The organism is Variovorax sp. Varisp36, from assembly GCF_047304235.1.
Classification (GTDB): domain Bacteria; phylum Pseudomonadota; class Gammaproteobacteria; order Burkholderiales; family Burkholderiaceae_C; genus Variovorax.
Window position 1 is genome coordinate 84,418 of sequence record NZ_JBGLYU010000017.1, and the last position, 15,218, is coordinate 99,635.

The window sequence follows — 15,218 nt, forward strand, 5'->3', positions numbered from 1 at the left end:
GCGGCGCCGCGGGCGGCGAAACGATGTGCAAGTCAGCCAACCGGCCGTATCGGCGCCTTCGGCCGGGCCCGAATGCGCTAAGGTCTGGCCATCCCCGTTCCTGAATACCTTTGTCCGACCATGTCCCGTCCTCCCATCGAGATCGAAACCGCCCCCAATCCCACCGCCACGGTGATCGTGATGCACGGCCTCGGCGCCGACGGCAACGATTTCGTGCCCATCGCCAACGAACTCGACCTCTCGCCCGTGGGCCCGGTGCGCTTCGTGTTCCCCAATGCGCCGGTCATGCCCGTGACCATCAACGGCGGCTACCGGATGCCGGCCTGGTACGACATCGCCTTGCCCGACCTGGCGGCGCAGGAGGACGAGGCCGGCCTGCGCCGCTCGCAGGCGACCATCGAAGCGATCATCTCGAATGAAAAGGCCCGCGGCATCGCCGCCAGCCGCATCGTGGTGGCCGGCTTCTCGCAAGGCTGCGCGATGGCGCTCATGACGGGCCTGCGCCACACCGAGCGCCTGGCCGGCATCGTCGGCCTCTCCGGCTACCTGCCGATCGCGGCCACCACGGCGGCCGAACGGCATGCCGCCAACCACGAAACGCCCGTGTTCCTCGCCCATGGCCGTCAGGACCCCGTGGTGCCCCTGGCCGCCGCGATGCGCTCGCGCGACGCGCTGGCCGCTCTGGGCCATGCCGTCGAGTGGCACGAATACACGATGGCGCACTCGGTGTGCATGGAAGAAATCGCCGACCTCAACAGCTTCCTGCTGCGGGTGCTCGGCCGAACCTTGTCGAAGGAGGCAACAAAATGATTCTGGTCATCGGACACGCCCTGGCAAAGCCCGACACCCTGCAGGCGATGCTCGCCATCAGCACCGAGCACGTGCTGCGCTCGCGTGCCGAGCCCGGCTGCATCTCGCACGAGGTCTCGACCGACGTGCAGGAGCCGCTGCGCCTGACTTTCGTGGAGCGGTGGAGCGACATGGCCGCGCTGCAGGCGCACTTCCGCGTGGATGCCTCGCGGGCTTTCGGCAAGGCGCTCGCGGCCATGGCCGACGGCACGCCGGAGATGCACGTCTACGAGTCGAGCGAGATCGACCTGTCGGCGGGCCGCGCCAGGGCCTGAGCTTCGTGCGCCATCCGAAGCGCGGCCTATGCAGAAAGCTATCAAAAACATAGCGAGCGACAGGGTAGCGGGGCGAGGGATTCCCTGCACGAGCAATGCCCGCGCGCCCGTGCTACCTTCCAGCCCCTCAGAAGATTGATGGGTATAACAATATGAGCAACAGATTGCAGGAGAGGCTGGTTGCACTTTCAGCCGCACGACTGAAGGGCATGCGGCGTGGCATCGAGAAGGAAAGCCTGCGCGCGCTGCCCGACGGCAAGCTCGCGCTGACGCCGCATCCGATCGCCCTGGGCTCGGCGCTCACGCATCCGCACATCACCACCGACTTCAGCGAATCGCAGCTCGAACTCATCACGGGCGTGCATGCGGGCGTCGAATCGGCGCTCGAGGAACTGACGCGGGTTCACCAGTTCACCTACCGCGTGCTCGACCAGCTCGGCGACGAGCGTCTCTGGGTGTCGAGCATGCCCTGCGGCCTGCCGACCGACGAGACGATTCCGATCGGCCGCTACGGCTCCTCGAACGTGGGCCGCGCCAAGAGCGTCTACCGCATGGGCCTGAGCCACCGTTACGGCCGGCGCATGCAGACCATCTCGGGCATCCACTACAACTGGTCGCTGCCCGACGTGTCGAGCGAACAGTACTTTGCGCTGATCCGCAATTTCCGCCGCCAGGCCTTTTTGCTGCTGTACTTGTTCGGCGCCTCGCCGGCCCTGTGTTCGAGCTTCGTGGCGGGCCGTCCGCACGAGCTGCAGCCGCTGGGCGACGGCAGCATGTTCATGCCGCACGGCACCTCGCTGCGCATGGGCCGCCTGGGCTACCAGAGCGACGCGCAGGCCTCGCTGGCCGTGAGCTACAACAGCCTCGAGGGCTACGCCGCCTCGCTGCAGGACGCGCTCACGCGCCCGTGGCCGGCGTACGAAGCCATCGGCATCCGCAACCTCGGCGGCGACTACAACCAGCTCGGCACCAGCCTGCTGCAGATCGAGAACGAGTTCTACGGCACCATCCGCCCCAAGCGCGTGATCAACCCCGGCGAGCGCCCGCTGCATGCGCTGCGCGAGCGCGGCGTGGAGTACGTCGAGGTGCGCCTGATGGACCTCGACCCCTTCGAGACCGTCGGCATCAACGCGCAGACCATGCGCTTCATCGACGTGTTCCTGCTGCACTGCCTGTTGAGCGACAGCCCCAACGACACGCCGCAGGAAATCGCCGAGCTCGCGCAGAACCAGCACCTCACGGCCGCGCGCGGCCGCGAGCCGGGCCTGAAGCTGCTGCGCGGCGGGCGCGAGGTGGCGCTGGCCGACTGGGGCCTGGAGCTGGTCGAGCAGTGCCAGCCCATCGCCGCCGCGCTCGACGCGGCGCAGGGCGGCACGGCGCATGCCGACGCGGTGCGCGCCGCCAGGGCCGCGCTGCACAACCCCGACAGCCTGCCCTCGGCCCGCGTGCTCGCAGCCGTCGAGAAAGACCATGGCAACTCCTTCATCGGCTTCGTGCGCGCCCAGTCCGAGCAGACCCGCGCCACGCTGCTGGGGCTGCCGTTCCCGGCCGCGCAGCAGGCCGAATTCGAGCAGATGACGGCCGAGTCGCTGCAGGAGCAGAAGCGCATCGAGGCGGCCGACACCATGCCCTTCGAAATTTATCGCGAGCAGTACGTCTCGCCCGCGCGCCTGGGCGTGTCACGCGGCCGCATGGCCGTCGCCGCTTAGGACTTTGGTTCAGTCTTCGTTTCGAGCCCCTTCGCTTGACGACAGGGGGGGTGGCGGATGACCTACAGGCATTGACCCGCATTGCCCACCGCGTGCAAACGGGCCGGGGCGAAGATGGCCGCCATGCGGTTCAAGGCATATCTCGTCGAAGACAGTCCGGTGATCCGGGAGAACCTGGCCGGTTTTCTGGAAGACGTGGCCGAGGCACAAGTCGTGGCTTCCGCGAGCACCGAGCAGGAGGCCATCGACTGGCTGCGCCTGCACGCCTCCAAGGACGACTGGGACCTGACCATCATCGACCTGTTCCTCCAGCGCGGCAACGGGTTCGGCGTGATTCGCGCCTGCCGTCACCGGGCGCCGCACCAGAAGGTGGTCGTGCTCAGCAACTACGCCACCGCCGACATGCGCGAGCGTTCGCGCGCGCTGGGCGCCGATGCCTTCTTCGACAAATCGGCCGAACTCGACCAGCTGGTGGCCTTCTGCGAGAAGGTGCGCTCCCCCGGGTGACGCGCGCACGACTGGGGTCGTACGCCTTCTGGGGTAAAACGCCACGCTGCCGCCCGAGGCGGCGCCGAGCAACTCCCAGGAAAGCGACAGAGAGAAATGAGCAACAACAGCAGCATCGACTTCAAGGGCCGCGTGGCCATCGTGACCGGCGCGGGCGGCGGCCTCGGCCGCCAGCACGCGCTGGCGCTGGCGGCGCGCGGCGCGAAGGTAGTGGTCAACGACCTGGGCGGCGCGCGCGATGGCTCCGGCGGTTCGGTGAGTGCCGCGCAGGCGGTGGTCGACGAGATCAAGGCCGCGGGCGGCGAAGCTATTGCCAATGGCGCGTCCGTCACGGACTTCGAGGCGGTGCAGGCCATGGTCCAGCAGGCGGTCGATGCCTGGGGCCGCGTCGACATCCTGGTCAACAACGCCGGCATCCTGCGCGACAAGAGCTTCGCCAAGATGGAGCTGGCCGATTTCAAGCTGGTGGTCGACGTGCACCTGATGGGCGCAGTGAACTGCACCAAGGCCGTCTGGGCGCTCATGAACGAGCAGAAGTACGGCCGCATCGTGATGACCACCTCGTCGTCGGGCCTGTACGGCAACTTCGGCCAGAGCAACTACGGCGCGGCCAAGCTCGCGCTGGTGGGCCTGATGCAGACCTTGAGCATCGAAGGCGCGAAGAACGACATCCGCGTGAACTGCCTGGCGCCCACCGCCGCCACGCGCATGACCGAGGACCTGTTCCCCAAGGAAATGCTCGAAGCCTTCCGCCCCGAGGCCGTGGTGCCCGCGATGCTGGTGCTGGCCGCGCAGGATGCGCCCAACCGCACCATCCTGTGCGCGGGCGCCGGCACCTTCGAGGCCGCGCACATCACGCTGACGCAGGGCGTCTGGCTGGGCATTGACGCCGACACGCCGGAGCAACTGGCGGCGCGCCTGTCGGAGGTCACGCAGCGCGAAGGCGAGGCCGTGCCACAGAGCGGTACCGCGCAGGGCGCGAACGAAGTCGCCAAGGGCATGGCGAACGCGAAGAGGGGCTGATCGACGCCCATGGTGTCCATGGCGCTTGACCTCGAGTGCACCCGAGCATTTCCAGGGGATTTTCCGGAATCGCCGGTTCATTCAATCCAAGCACCGGCCGCACGGTGCACGCCATCCGCTGGTACGAGACGCAGGGCTTGGTGCCCGGCGTGGCGCGCGACGAGGGCGGCCGGCGCCTCTACGTCGAGCTGCACGTCGGCTGGCTCGACCTGATGGAGCGCCTGCGCCGCACCGGCATGTCGATTGCCGAGATGCGCGAATACACCGCGCTGGCAGTGCAGGGCAAGGTCACGCTGCGCCAGCGGCCCGACATGCTCGCCGCGCACCGGGAGCGCGTGACCCAGACCATCGGAAGCGGGCGCTGTCGCTGGTCGACCGCAAGATCGGCTTCTACGACGAATGGATGGCCAGCGGCCGCCGCCCGCCGCTCGTTCCCGCCGAAACGCCCGGCCCGAAGCCGCCGAAGCGCAAGGGCAGGTGAGCGGACCTACTCGGCGATGAAGCCCGGGTCCGTGCGGATCGAGCCGCGGTCGCGGTGGTTGTGCAGGCGCCCCAGCGTGTTGTCCAGCAAGCGCTTGAGCTTGTCGGCCGCGCCGCGGAAGGCCTCGTCGAGGCTGGTAGCGTGCTGCGTCACCGCCAGCGGCTGGTGGTGCGCCAGGCGTGCCTCCATCACGCAGCACTTGTCGCCGCCGCCGGTCTTGTCGTGGTTCTCGTCGCTCAAGTGCACTTCGACGCGCGTCACGTCGTCGACGAAACGGCTCAGGTGCTGCTTGATCTCGGTGTCGGCCCAACGCTCCAGCGCGTCCTTGTTCGTGATGCCGTTGCTCGTGTTGACCTGGATCTGCATGCAATATTCCTGCTGGATAGATGGATGAACGAAGGCCCACTGTGCGCCCCCCTGTGCCCCGGCGTGCGTAGGCCTGTTCCCTACCCATGCGCCGGGCAGGGTCCGCAAAGCGGGCAACAGGGGTTCAGCCCTGGATGTACGTGGTCAGCTGCTCGATGGTGGCCTCGTGGTCCGAGATGATGTCGTCCATCAGGTCCTGGATGGAGATCATGCCGATCACCTTGTCGCCGTCGACCACCGGCAGGTGGCGGAACTTGCGCTGGCTCATCAGCGTCATGCAGGCGCGCGTGCGGGTCTGCGGGGTGACGGTCATCACGTCGGGCGTCATGATGTCGCGTACCTTCACTTCCTTCGAGTTCTTGCCCTGCAAGGCGACCTTGCGGGTGTAGTCGCGTTCGGACAGGAAGCCCACCAGCTTCTCGCCGTCCATCACCATCAGCGCGCCCACCTCGAAGCGTGCCAGGGTGGACAGCGCATCGAACACGCTGGTGTCGGGGGAGGTGCGCCATGCTGCGGAATCATGGCGCTTGAGCAGTTCGGAGACGGGTTTCATCGCGGGTAACTCCATCAAAGGGTTTCGATTCGACCGACGCTCGGGCGCCGCACTCGGTCAAATCATAGGGGCGATGACTGCCCCCGCGATGCAAACCCCCTAGGGGATTGCGCGTGTTTGCAACGCACGCGCAATGCGAGAGGACTTAAGGCTGGGCGGGCGCTGCGGCCAGCACGCGGCTCAACGCCACGGGATCGCCCACCACCGTCTTCACGAGACCCCTCTCGTCGAACTGCACCTGGAACTCCGACCAGCTGTCGCGCCAGTAGCGCCACACCGGTGCGTCGAGGCTGGGGTTCTCGCTGGCAACCGGATAGCCGATGGCCATCAGCACCTGCTCGCGCGTCATGCCGGGCATCACCTTCACGGCGAGGATGGCGTCGCGCACGGCGGGCGGGAAGGCCGCCATCTTCTGCTTCGGGTCTTCGGTCACCACATAGCGCTGCGCGAACGCAGGCAACGGGATGTTGCGGCTGTAGTCGTTCTTGATGCGCTGCGGCTTGCCGGCCAGATCCAGGTTGAACCAGCGGAAGTCGTACGCGGTGATGCGCGCCGGCGTGCCCACCGCGACGATGCTCGTGCCCTGCTCGTCGTAGTTGATGTCGCTGATCGAGTCGCCGTAGGTGCGCATGTTGCAGCACAGGTAGCCGTTGATCATGGGGCCGGGGGGAGGAGAAGGCCGCTGGGCATGGGCGACGGTGACGGTCGCGGGCACGACGATGGCTGCCAGCAAGGCGGCAGCGGCAAGGCGCTTGAACATGGATTTCCCTCGAAGTTGTTGGAGTGGCTGCGCGGGGCAGCGCGCGGATTCTAGGATCGAACAGGCCCGAAGCGAAGGCAGAATGCCCGCATCCAGCTATCGAAAGCGTAGCAACAAGGTCCCGTTCAGGTTCCCGGTTCACAATGCGCACCCGGCCCCCTTTCGGTGGCCCCCCATTCCCAGACAGCGCGAAAGAAAGAGCCAACCGATGGCGATCCAGTGGTTCCCCGGTCACATGTATGCGACCCAGAAGGCCATCACCGAGCGGGTGAAGGACATCGACGTGGTCATCGAACTGCTCGATGCGCGCCTGCCCGGTTCCAGCGCCAACCCGATGCTGGCCGAGCTCACGGCCGGACGGCCCACGCTGAAGGTGCTCAACAAGCAGGACCTGGCCGACCCCGTGCGCACCGCACTCTGGCTGGCGCACTACAACGCGCTGCCTGCCACGCGCGCCATCGGGCTCGATGCGAGCCAGACCACGCCCGCGCAACAACTCGTGAAGGCCTGCCATGAGCTTTCACCGAACCGCGGCGGCATGGCCAAGCCGATGCGCGTGCTGATCTGCGGCATTCCCAACGTGGGCAAGTCCACCCTCATCAACACGCTCACCGGCGGACGCAAGGCCAAGACCGGCGACGAGGCCGGCATCACCAAGCTCGAACAGCGCATCACGCTGGCCGACGACTTCTATCTGTGGGACACGCCCGGCATGCTGTGGCCGCGCATCATCGTGCCCAAGAGCGGTTACAACCTAGCGGCCAGCGGCGCGGTGGGGCGCAACGCCTTCGACGAGGAAGAGGTGGCGCTGGAGCTGCTCAACTACCTCAAGACGCACTACGCCGCGGGCGTGGCCGCGCGCTTCAAGCTCGTGGAGCTCGACACCGAGACCATGGCCGGCATGAAGGACGAGGCGCTGCTCGACACCATCGGCCGCAAGCGCGGCGCGCTGCTGGGCAAGGGCCGCGTCAACCTTCAGAAGGCAGCGGAGATCGTGATGCACGAGTTTCGCGCGGGCAACCTGGGGCACATCACGCTCGAAACGCCGGAAGAGTTCGCGCTGTGGCTGGCCGATGGCCAGCGTGCCGATGCCGAGCGCGCGGCGAAGAAGGCCGCGCGCAAGCACAAGGGCAAGCCGAAGCCCGAGATCGCGCCCGAACAGGACGCCTGAGAGGCGCCCGACGCCCCGAGACTCGCCACTCCGGCGCGAAGAGCGCCGCTGTCGCCAATGCAACTGTTCACTACCCCGCCCGTCACGCGCGTGACGGCGCCTGTCCTGCGTGGTTCGTAGAGTGGCCTGAACCGCTTCTCACACCCGCCCCCGCAAAGGACACGCCATGCTCGAAACCTTCAAGGCTCTCAACGAAACCGCATCCTTCAATCGCTGGGCCGGTATCGAGGCCACCCAGGCCGGCAACGGCGAGGCCGAGCTGCGCATGAAATGGCGCAAGGAAGACATGGGGCAGTACGCCGGCTTCCTCCACGCGGGGATGATCTCCGCACTGCTCGATACCGTGAGCGGCTACGCAGCCGCCTCGCTGGCCGGCCGCGTGATGACGTCGCACTTCTCGGTGAACTTCATGTCACCGGCCGTGGGTCAAGCCTTCGTGGCACGCGCGCGTGTGGCGAAGGCCGGGCGCAAGCAGGTGTTCGTTGCGTCCGAGCTTTATGCGCAACCCGAAGGCGGAGGCGACGATGCGCTCAAGCTCGTGGCGACGGGGAACGCCATCCTGGTTCCGGTGGAAGAGGCTGCGGCGAAGCCGGCTGCCTGAGCTTCAGCCCGAACAGCGGCCGAAGCCAGTTCACGCGGCGGATCAGACCGTCGGTCAGCGCCCAGCTGCCGAGCACCGTGAGCGCCACCAGCAACGCGGGCTCCAGCACCGGGCCGAGCGCAAGCGGTGCCAGCGCGCTCGCGGCGGCGATGATCAGCGTCTGGTGCAGCACGTACCACGGGTACACCGACTCGTTGGCCCAGCGAAGCCAGGGCCATGGGCGGTTCAGGTGGCGGTGGGCATGGCCGAGGATGGCCGCGACGGCCAGCCACAGGTAGAGCATGCGCAGCGTGTCCATCGGCAGGCCGGACGCCGGGCCCTTCGCGCCGGCCCGCAGCGCGATGAAGGCGGCGATCACCGCGACCGCCAGCGTGAGCGACACCCGGCGCAGCCGCTCCAGTTCCCTCCACACGCCGGTGTCCACGCCCATCCAGTAGCCGTAGAGGAACATCGTGAAATACAGGCTGTGCAGGTGGAAGTCGCGCACAAGGTTGTGCGTGGGTGGAAAGCGCGAGGCCAGCAGCGTGGTGAAGACGAGCAGCGGCACGGCCGGCAGCAACAGCAGTTTCCAGCCGCGCAGGCCGTTGAAGCCGCGTCGCAGCCACTGGCCGGCGGCGGAATTCCACAGCGGCAGTGTCAGCGAGACCAGCGCCGTGTAGGTGAACAGATAGGGCAGGTACCAGAGGTGGTTCCAGGTGATGCCGAACTCCGCGCCGTCGAAGGCCCGCTTCGGCCACGGTTCGGCCATCGACAGGTAGCGCAGCACGAAGGCACCGAAGCCCGGCGCGACCAGCCCGTTGGCCACCCCCTGCGCATAGGCCTGGTACGGCACGATCACCGCCATGCCGAAGGCCAGTGGCAGCATCAGCCGCAGCCCCCGGCTGCGCAGCAGGCCCCAGGTGCCCTGGCCCCGGCTCAGGAAGCCGAGCGACACGCCCGAGACCAGGAAGACGAGGTCCATGCGCCAGAGGTTCAGGACGCGCATCGGCCACTGCAGCCATTCGGCCGCGTGCGGGCTCTTCAGGTGCCAGGGCCAGTCGGCCACGTAGTACATGCCCACGTGATAGAGGACGACGAACAGGAAGGCCAGCGCGCGCAGGGCGTCGATGTCGTGGCGGCGATGGGCGGACGGGTCGGCGGTGATGTTCATCGCAAGCTCCTCGAAGCAAAGAAGCCGCGATGCTCGGGCCCGTGTTCCCCGCGCGGCGCATCCGGGGGACGGATGCCCCCCGCTTTGTGACGAGCGGTGGTTTCGAGGGACGAAATTCACCGCCCCCAAAGGCCCGTTTTCGGGAGAATCCCGCCCCATGGGAGACCCACGCAGGAACCTCTACGAGCGCTACGAGCCGATCCGCCGTCCCGTGGAGGTGGCCTTCTGGATCGTGTTGATGACGCTGCAGGCCGTGTTCAGCACGATGGTCGCGATCGTCGACATGCGCGCGCGCGCCGTGCCGCGCGCCAACTGGGAGGTCGCGACCTGGGAAGGATCGAGCCACCTGGTGCTGTTGCTGCTGATCCCGGCGCTGGTCGCCGTCGAGCGCCGGCTGTCGCCGCTGGTGCGCGGGCACTGGGTGCGCTTCCTGGCCTGGCATGCGGTGGCGAGCGTGGCGTTCAGCGTGGTCCACGTGGTGGGCATGTTCGGGTTGCGCGCAGTCGTCTACGCGTTGGCCGGCGAACGCTACGAATTCGGCGGCTGGATCGACCAATGGGGCTACGAGTACCTGAAGGACGTGCGTGTGTACGCAAGCATCGTCTTCGGCATCTGGGCCTACCGGCTGTTCATGCTGCGGCTGCAGGGCGAGGCGCGGGTGCTCGATGCGCCGGAGGCTCCGGCGGAACAGAAGGGCGCCGCACCCGCCGAGCCCGAAGCCTTGTCGCCGCCCGTGCGCCCCGAGCGTTTCCTGGTGCGCAAGCTGCGCCGCGAATTCCTCATCGCCGCCACCGACATCGACTGGCTCCAGGCCGAGGGCAACTACGTCGGCCTGCACGTCAACGGCCATGACTACCTGCTGCGCGCCACGCTGACCGACTTCCTGGCGCAGCTCGACCCCGTCCGCTTCGTTCGGGTGCACCGAAGCCATGCGGTGAACCTGGGCCGCATCAAGGAAATCGAGCCGCTGGACGGCGGCGATGCCCGGCTGCACATGCACGACGGCACCACCGTGCCCTGCAGCCGCCGCCACCGGGACGCGTTGCGCGCCGGGGCGGGCTGATCCGGTGCGTGGCGGGCTCGCGGAAGTCCGTTTTGGTTCATTGCGCACCATCGGAGAGCCTTCGGGCACCATTTTTGCTTCATCGATCGACCGCTCCAGGTCATTCAGGTGCGACGCACCAATTCGAATCAAAAATCAGCAAGAAGCTTCAATGGACGCACTCAAACAGGGCGCAGATGCGCTGTTCATCCTTCTCGGCGCCATCATGGTCCTGGCCATGCACGCCGGTTTTGCCTTTCTCGAACTGGGCACCGTACGCAAGAAGAACCAGGTCAATGCGCTGGTGAAGATCCTGGTCGACTTCTCGGTGTCGACCATCGTGTATTTCCTCGTGGGTTACGGCGTGGCCTACGGCACGCACTTCTTCGTCGGTGCCAGCGAGCTGGCGGAAAAGAGCGGCTACGAGCTGGTGAAGTTCTTCTTCCTGCTCACCTTCGCGGCAGCCATCCCGGCCATCATCTCGGGCGGTATTGCCGAGCGCGCCAAGTTCTGGCCGCAGCTGATCGCGACTGCGGTGATCGTCGGCTTCGTCTACCCGCTGTACGAGGGCGTCGCGTGGAACAAGCACTTCGGCATCCAGGGCTGGATCGCCTCGCTCACGGGCCACGAGTTCCATGACTTCGCGGGCTCGGTGGTGGTGCACGCGGTGGGCGGCTGGCTCGCGCTGCCGGCGGTGCTGCTGCTGGGCGCGCGGCGCAACCGCTACAGGGGCGACGGCTCGCTGAGCGCGCATCCGCCATCGAACATCCCGTTCCTCGCGCTCGGTGCGTGGGTGCTGTGCGTGGGCTGGTTCGGCTTCAACGTGATGAGCGCGCAGAGCATCGACAAGATCTCGGGCCTCGTGGCCGTCAACTCGCTGATGGCGATGGTCGGCGGCACGCTGGTCGCGCTGGCCATGGGCAAAAACGACCCCGGCTTCGTCTACAACGGCCCGCTCGCCGGCCTGGTGGCCGTGTGCGCCGGCTCCGACCTGATGCATCCGCTGGGCGCGCTGGTGGTGGGCGGCGTGGCGGGCGCGATCTTCGTCTACATGTTCACGCTGGTGCAGAACAAATGGAAGATCGACGACGTGCTCGGCGTGTGGCCGCTGCACGGCCTGTGCGGCACCTGGGGCGGCATCGCGGCGGGCATCTTCGGCACGCAGGCGCTGGGAGGCATCGGCGGGGTGAACGTGTGGGCGCAGCTCATCGGCACCGTCATCGGCGTGGCCTGGGCCGCGCTGGCGGGTGCGGCGGTGTATGGCGCGCTCAAGGCTTCGGTGGGGCTGCGGCTGTCGCAGGAGGAGGAGTACGACGGCGCCGACCTGTCGATCCATCACATCTCGGCCACGCCGGAGCGCGAGGTCAACTGGTAATCGCCAGCCATCGCAGCAGGATGGGCCTGCTTGGGCTATTCTCGGCGCCCCTTACAACCGCCGAGGAGTAGAACCCATGACAAGAACACCCGCCCGCTGGCTGCGCCGCGGCATCGCCGCACTGGCCGGCAGCCTGTTGATGCTTTCGTTCGCGGCGCAGGCCGGCGCCCCGCAGGTCAAGACCCAGGCGCCCGGCTTCTACCGGATGATGCTCGGCGACTTCGAGGTGACTGCGCTGTTCGACGGCACTCTCGACCTCGAACCCAAGAAGCTGCTCACCAACACCACGCAGGCGCAGGTCGGCAAGCTGCTCGATCGCGGTTTCGAGAAGGATGCCGTGCCCACCTCGGTGAACGGCTACCTCATCAACACCGGCAGCAAGCTGGTGCTGGTCGACACCGGCGCCGGCGGCCTGTTCGGCCCCACCCTCGGCAGCCTGCAGGCCAACCTCAAGGCCGCGGGCTACCAGCCCGACCAGGTCGACGACGTGCTCATCACCCACATGCACGGCGACCACGTCGGAGGCCTCGTGCAGGACGGCAAGCTGGTGTTTCCCAACGCCACCATCCACGCCGGGCAGGAAGACGCCGACTTCTGGCTGAGCAAGGCCAACCTGGAGAAGGCCCCTGCCGAGATGAAGGACTTCTTCCGGGGCGCGATGGCGTCGCTGAACCCGTACGTGGAAGCCGGCAAGTTCAAGGGCATGAAGGGCGGCACCGACCTGCTGCCCGGCATCAGGGCCGTGCCCGCCCATGGCCACACGCCGGGCCACAACATCTACGTCGTCGAGTCCAAGGGCCAGAAGCTGGTGCTGTGGGGCGACCTGATGCACGTTGCCGCCGTGCAGTTCGCGCAGCCGCAGGTCACGATCTCGTTCGACGTCGACTCGAAGCCTGCCGCCGTGGAGCGCAAGAAGGCGTACGCCGACGCGGCCAAGGGGCGCTACCTCGTGGGCAGCGCGCACCTGCCGTTCCCGGGGCTGGGCCACGTGCGGGCCGAGGGCAAGGGCTACGTGTGGGTGCCGGTGGACTACCAGCAGGTGCGATAGCCGGCTGAATGGATGAAGCCCGAGCGGCGCGGCCCGGTGTTGCTGCGCCCTCGGCGCGAATGCGCGTCCTGTAGCAAACTGGCCGACCGCTTCGCCTTAACCATTCGCCCCATGACCCAATCTCCCCCCGCCCTCGAAGTCCTCCCCCGCGACCTTTCTGCGTACCGCAAGGGCAACGTCGGCATCGACTACGTGCACCGCTTCGAGTCCGGCAAGCCCGGCCCGCACGTGCTGATCAACGCGCTGACGCATGGCAACGAGATCTGCGGCATGACGGCGGCCACGCACCTGCTCGACAACAACGTGCGCCCGAAGATCGGCACGCTTACCGTGAGTTTTGCCAACGTGGCCGCGTACGAGTCCTTCAACGAGGCGCTCCCCTTCGACAGCCGCCAGCTCGTGCACAACCTCAACCGCATCTGGTCGCCCGAGTGGCTGGACGGCAGCGAAGACAGCCCCGAGCTGAGCCGTGCGCGCATCCTGCGCCCGGTGGTCGATGCGGCCGACCACATCCTCGACATCCACTCGACCAGCCAGCCCGTCGTGCCGTTCTGGGTCTACCCGGCGTTCGAACGCAACGCCAAGGTCGCGCTGGCCATCGGCCGTCCCTCGGTGCACCTCGTGATGCCCGACGGCCTGGGCTCGGGCACCCCGCTGATCCAGTACGGCAGCCACGGCGGGCCGGACGGCAAGGGCGTGGCGATGGTGGTCGAGTGCGGCCAGCACTTTCTGCGTTCGGCATCGGAACTGGCGACGGCCGTCACGTACGACTTCCTCGCGTACTTCGGCCTCGTCGACAAGGACCTGGCCGCGCCTGCGCCCGAGCCGCAACGGCGCTTCCAGCTGCTGCAGACGCACGTCATCAGGTCGCCGGACTTCGCCTTCGTGCGACCGTTGATCGGCTTCGAGACCTTCGCCAAGGGCGAACTGATCGCGACCAACGGCGACGAGGAAATTCGCGCGCTGTGCGACGACTGCACGATCTTCATGCCGGCGCAGCGCGTGATCGTCGGGCGGGAGGCGGTTTACCTGACCAAGCCGATCTGAGGCACTGAGGTCCAGGTCTCCAATAGCTTCACGGCTTCACCGATCACTTCGAGGTTGCGCACTACGGCATCTTGCGTTTTCCGGTCATACCGGCACAGCCTCGCGTAGTACTTGATCTCGAAACTTCGGAGGCAAACCGTTGGGCGCCAGCACGTCAACCTCCAAGCCAAGCAGGCTCTTCAATTCGAACCTGATCGCTCCAATGTCCATGAGGGTGGCTTGCGCGGTGGGTTCGACCAGCAGATCGAGGTCGCTGTCAGGCCCGTCCTCGCCGCGCGATCCAGAGCCGAACACCCACGCGCCATTGACGTGGTGACTCAGTGCAATTTCGTGAATGCCGGCGCGATGTTGGAGTGTGGTGCGGCTGCTCGCTCGATCTCAAACCGCGATGAACAACGCCGGGTCCACCATCGCCCGGTTCAGCATCACCGACCAGTGCAGATGCGGCCCCGTCACGCGACCAGTCGCTCCGACGGCGGCCAATGGTTCGCCGGTCTTCATCACGTCGCCGACCTTCACGTCGACGCGGCTCAGGTGGCAGTACATGGTCAGCAGGCCGCCGCCGTGGTCGAGCCAGACGGTGCCGCCGTTGAAGAAATAGTCTCCCGTGTCGATCACCTTGCCGGGCAGGGGCGCGAGCACCGGCGTGCCGGTGCCGGCCGCGATGTCCATGCCGCTGTGCGGATTGCGCGACTGGCCGTTGAACACGCGGCGCAGGCCGAAGGAACTGGAGCGGCGGCCGGGGACGGGCACGCGCATCTGCAGAACGGTGTCGGGGCGCATGTCGGTGAGGGTGGCCATCACGCCGGTGAGGTGGTCGCGTTCCTTGACGTAGCGCGCCTCGTCCTCGGGCGACAGGTCGACGGTGCGCGGGGCCACGGTGAGGCGCTGTTCGCGGTACTGCTTCGGGGCCACGGTGTAGGCGATCTGGCGCTCGGGCTTGCCTTCGGCGCGCACGGTGATGCTCGCCTCGCCGGGTTCGGTCGCGAGGGGGATGCCGACGATCGCAGTCCATTCGATGGCGTCGCCCACCACGAGCAGGGGGATGTCGCCCGCGAAGGCCTGCGGCCGCTTGGCCGACGGGCCCAGCGACAGGCGGGCGATGCCACCGGGCACCTGCGAGGCGCGCGGCCATACGCCGGGTGCTGCGGCTGGCTGCTTCTTTGCCGCCGACTTGGTCGCGGCGTCGGCGTGCATCGTGGCGATGAGGCCGATGGTGCCGAGCACGGCGCTGCGGCTGATCCGCGCTGCCATCGGGCCC

General features: G+C 67.4%; 17 protein-coding genes and 1 pseudogene. 12 read left to right on the plus strand and 6 right to left on the minus strand.

Features of this window, described 5'->3' with window-relative positions:
- Positions 1-120: 120 nt before the first annotated feature.
- From ACCD11_RS12895 to ACCD11_RS12920, 6 genes and pseudogenes are all read left to right on the plus strand, one after another.
- Positions 121-810 (plus strand): alpha/beta hydrolase, encoded by a 690-nt coding sequence (locus tag ACCD11_RS12895; RefSeq protein WP_007833869.1) that lies wholly within the window; start codon positions 121-123, stop codon positions 808-810.
- Positions 807-1,124: a putative quinol monooxygenase gene (locus ACCD11_RS12900; RefSeq protein ID WP_413314138.1), complete on the plus strand. Its 318-nt coding sequence runs from the start codon at positions 807-809 to the stop codon at positions 1,122-1,124. Before ACCD11_RS12895 ends, ACCD11_RS12900 begins: the two co-directional genes overlap by 4 nt.
- 152 nt (positions 1,125-1,276) lie before the next feature.
- On the plus strand, positions 1,277-2,833 hold the full coding sequence (gene gshA / locus ACCD11_RS12905; RefSeq protein ID WP_042673437.1) for a glutamate--cysteine ligase: 1,557 nt from the start codon (positions 1,277-1,279) through the stop codon (positions 2,831-2,833).
- Between the two features lie 123 nt (positions 2,834-2,956).
- Positions 2,957-3,340, plus strand: a complete 384-nt coding sequence (locus ACCD11_RS12910) for a response regulator transcription factor (RefSeq protein WP_056587832.1) — start codon at positions 2,957-2,959, stop codon at positions 3,338-3,340.
- Between the two features lie 96 nt (positions 3,341-3,436).
- Positions 3,437-4,363 (plus strand): SDR family NAD(P)-dependent oxidoreductase, encoded by a 927-nt coding sequence (locus tag ACCD11_RS12915; RefSeq protein WP_413314140.1) that lies wholly within the window; start codon positions 3,437-3,439, stop codon positions 4,361-4,363.
- A 47-nt stretch (positions 4,364-4,410) separates the two neighbouring features.
- Positions 4,411-4,844 (plus strand): annotated as a pseudogene (locus ACCD11_RS12920) (MerR family transcriptional regulator).
- Between the two features lie 6 nt (positions 4,845-4,850).
- Here ACCD11_RS12920 and ACCD11_RS12925 read toward each other — a convergent pair.
- From ACCD11_RS12925 to ACCD11_RS12935, 3 genes are all read right to left on the minus strand, one after another.
- A complete protein-coding gene (locus ACCD11_RS12925; RefSeq protein WP_007833857.1) occupies positions 4,851-5,210 on the minus strand; it encodes an HPF/RaiA family ribosome-associated protein in 360 nt (119 codons plus the stop codon).
- A 124-nt stretch (positions 5,211-5,334) separates the two neighbouring features.
- Positions 5,335-5,763 carry a CBS domain-containing protein gene (locus tag ACCD11_RS12930; RefSeq protein WP_413314141.1) on the minus strand — a complete coding sequence of 143 codons (429 nt, stop codon included), beginning with the start codon at positions 5,761-5,763 and terminating at the stop codon, positions 5,335-5,337.
- Positions 5,764-5,908: 145 nt separating this feature from the next.
- A complete protein-coding gene (locus ACCD11_RS12935; RefSeq protein ID WP_413314142.1) occupies positions 5,909-6,523 on the minus strand; it encodes a cell envelope protein SmpA in 615 nt (204 codons plus the stop codon).
- A gap of 208 nt (positions 6,524-6,731) precedes the next feature.
- On the opposite strand from ACCD11_RS12935, the gene ylqF reads away from it, so the two are divergent.
- Both ylqF and ACCD11_RS12945 read left to right on the plus strand, forming a co-directional pair.
- The gene (ylqF, locus tag ACCD11_RS12940; RefSeq protein WP_413314143.1) at positions 6,732-7,694 is read left to right on the plus strand and encodes a ribosome biogenesis GTPase YlqF; all 963 of its coding nucleotides are present in this window, start codon (positions 6,732-6,734) and stop codon (positions 7,692-7,694) included.
- A gap of 166 nt (positions 7,695-7,860) precedes the next feature.
- Positions 7,861-8,295, plus strand: a complete 435-nt coding sequence (locus ACCD11_RS12945) for a PaaI family thioesterase (RefSeq protein WP_007833850.1) — start codon at positions 7,861-7,863, stop codon at positions 8,293-8,295.
- On the opposite strand, the gene ACCD11_RS12950 is transcribed toward ACCD11_RS12945, so the two are convergent.
- A complete protein-coding gene (locus ACCD11_RS12950; protein ID WP_413314144.1) occupies positions 8,225-9,445 on the minus strand; it encodes an acyltransferase family protein in 1,221 nt (406 codons plus the stop codon). The two genes, ACCD11_RS12945 and ACCD11_RS12950, sit on opposite strands and share 71 nt — an antisense overlap.
- A 157-nt stretch (positions 9,446-9,602) precedes the next feature.
- Between ACCD11_RS12950 and ACCD11_RS12955 the strand changes: the two genes are divergently transcribed.
- From ACCD11_RS12955 to ACCD11_RS12970, 4 genes are all read left to right on the plus strand, one after another.
- Positions 9,603-10,508, plus strand: coding sequence for a LytTR family DNA-binding domain-containing protein (locus tag ACCD11_RS12955; protein WP_413314145.1), 906 nt, complete (start codon positions 9,603-9,605; stop codon positions 10,506-10,508).
- Between the two features lie 151 nt (positions 10,509-10,659).
- On the plus strand, positions 10,660-11,862 hold the full coding sequence (locus ACCD11_RS12960) for an ammonium transporter (RefSeq protein ID WP_413314146.1): 1,203 nt from the start codon (positions 10,660-10,662) through the stop codon (positions 11,860-11,862).
- 76 nt (positions 11,863-11,938) lie between these two features.
- Positions 11,939-12,910 (plus strand): MBL fold metallo-hydrolase, encoded by a 972-nt coding sequence (locus tag ACCD11_RS12965; RefSeq protein WP_413314147.1) that lies wholly within the window; start codon positions 11,939-11,941, stop codon positions 12,908-12,910.
- A 111-nt stretch (positions 12,911-13,021) separates the two neighbouring features.
- Positions 13,022-13,957 carry a succinylglutamate desuccinylase/aspartoacylase family protein gene (locus tag ACCD11_RS12970; RefSeq protein WP_413314148.1) on the plus strand — a complete coding sequence of 312 codons (936 nt, stop codon included), beginning with the start codon at positions 13,022-13,024 and terminating at the stop codon, positions 13,955-13,957.
- A gap of 84 nt (positions 13,958-14,041) precedes the next feature.
- Here the strand turns inward: ACCD11_RS12970 and ACCD11_RS12975 are convergent, their stop codons facing one another.
- Together ACCD11_RS12975 and ACCD11_RS12980 are read right to left on the minus strand one after the other, a co-directional pair.
- The gene (locus tag ACCD11_RS12975; protein ID WP_413314151.1) at positions 14,042-14,293 is read right to left on the minus strand and encodes a nucleotidyltransferase family protein; all 252 of its coding nucleotides are present in this window, start codon (positions 14,291-14,293) and stop codon (positions 14,042-14,044) included.
- A gap of 42 nt (positions 14,294-14,335) precedes the next feature.
- A complete protein-coding gene (locus tag ACCD11_RS12980; protein WP_413314152.1) occupies positions 14,336-15,211 on the minus strand; it encodes a peptidoglycan DD-metalloendopeptidase family protein in 876 nt (291 codons plus the stop codon).
- Positions 15,212-15,218: the final 7 nt, after the last annotated feature.

Excerpts from the sequence above, each read along its gene's own strand:
- ACCD11_RS12910 (WP_056587832.1), top strand. The coding sequence starts at position 2,957 with ATGCGGTTCAAGGCATATCTCGTCGAAGACAGTCCGGTGATCCGGGAG.
- ACCD11_RS12900 (WP_413314138.1), top strand. The coding sequence starts at position 807 with ATGATTCTGGTCATCGGACACGCCCTGGCAAAGCCCGACACCCTGCAG.
- ACCD11_RS12965 (WP_413314147.1), top strand. The coding sequence starts at position 11,939 with ATGACAAGAACACCCGCCCGCTGGCTGCGCCGCGGCATCGCCGCACTG.
- ACCD11_RS12915 (WP_413314140.1), top strand. The coding sequence starts at position 3,437 with ATGAGCAACAACAGCAGCATCGACTTCAAGGGCCGCGTGGCCATCGTG.
- ACCD11_RS12980 (WP_413314152.1), bottom strand. The coding sequence starts at position 15,211 with ATGGCAGCGCGGATCAGCCGCAGCGCCGTGCTCGGCACCATCGGCCTC.
- ylqF (WP_413314143.1), top strand. The coding sequence starts at position 6,732 with ATGGCGATCCAGTGGTTCCCCGGTCACATGTATGCGACCCAGAAGGCC.
- ACCD11_RS12960 (WP_413314146.1), top strand. The coding sequence starts at position 10,660 with ATGGACGCACTCAAACAGGGCGCAGATGCGCTGTTCATCCTTCTCGGC.
- ACCD11_RS12945 (WP_007833850.1), top strand. The coding sequence starts at position 7,861 with ATGCTCGAAACCTTCAAGGCTCTCAACGAAACCGCATCCTTCAATCGC.
- ACCD11_RS12925 (WP_007833857.1), bottom strand. The coding sequence starts at position 5,210 with ATGCAGATCCAGGTCAACACGAGCAACGGCATCACGAACAAGGACGCG.
- ACCD11_RS12935 (WP_413314142.1), bottom strand. The coding sequence starts at position 6,523 with ATGTTCAAGCGCCTTGCCGCTGCCGCCTTGCTGGCAGCCATCGTCGTG.
- ACCD11_RS12950 (WP_413314144.1), bottom strand. The coding sequence starts at position 9,445 with ATGAACATCACCGCCGACCCGTCCGCCCATCGCCGCCACGACATCGAC.
- ACCD11_RS12895 (WP_007833869.1), top strand. The coding sequence starts at position 121 with ATGTCCCGTCCTCCCATCGAGATCGAAACCGCCCCCAATCCCACCGCC.
- gshA (WP_042673437.1), top strand. The coding sequence starts at position 1,277 with ATGAGCAACAGATTGCAGGAGAGGCTGGTTGCACTTTCAGCCGCACGA.
- ACCD11_RS12970 (WP_413314148.1), top strand. The coding sequence starts at position 13,022 with ATGACCCAATCTCCCCCCGCCCTCGAAGTCCTCCCCCGCGACCTTTCT.
- ACCD11_RS12930 (WP_413314141.1), bottom strand. The coding sequence starts at position 5,763 with ATGAAACCCGTCTCCGAACTGCTCAAGCGCCATGATTCCGCAGCATGG.
- ACCD11_RS12955 (WP_413314145.1), top strand. The coding sequence starts at position 9,603 with ATGGGAGACCCACGCAGGAACCTCTACGAGCGCTACGAGCCGATCCGC.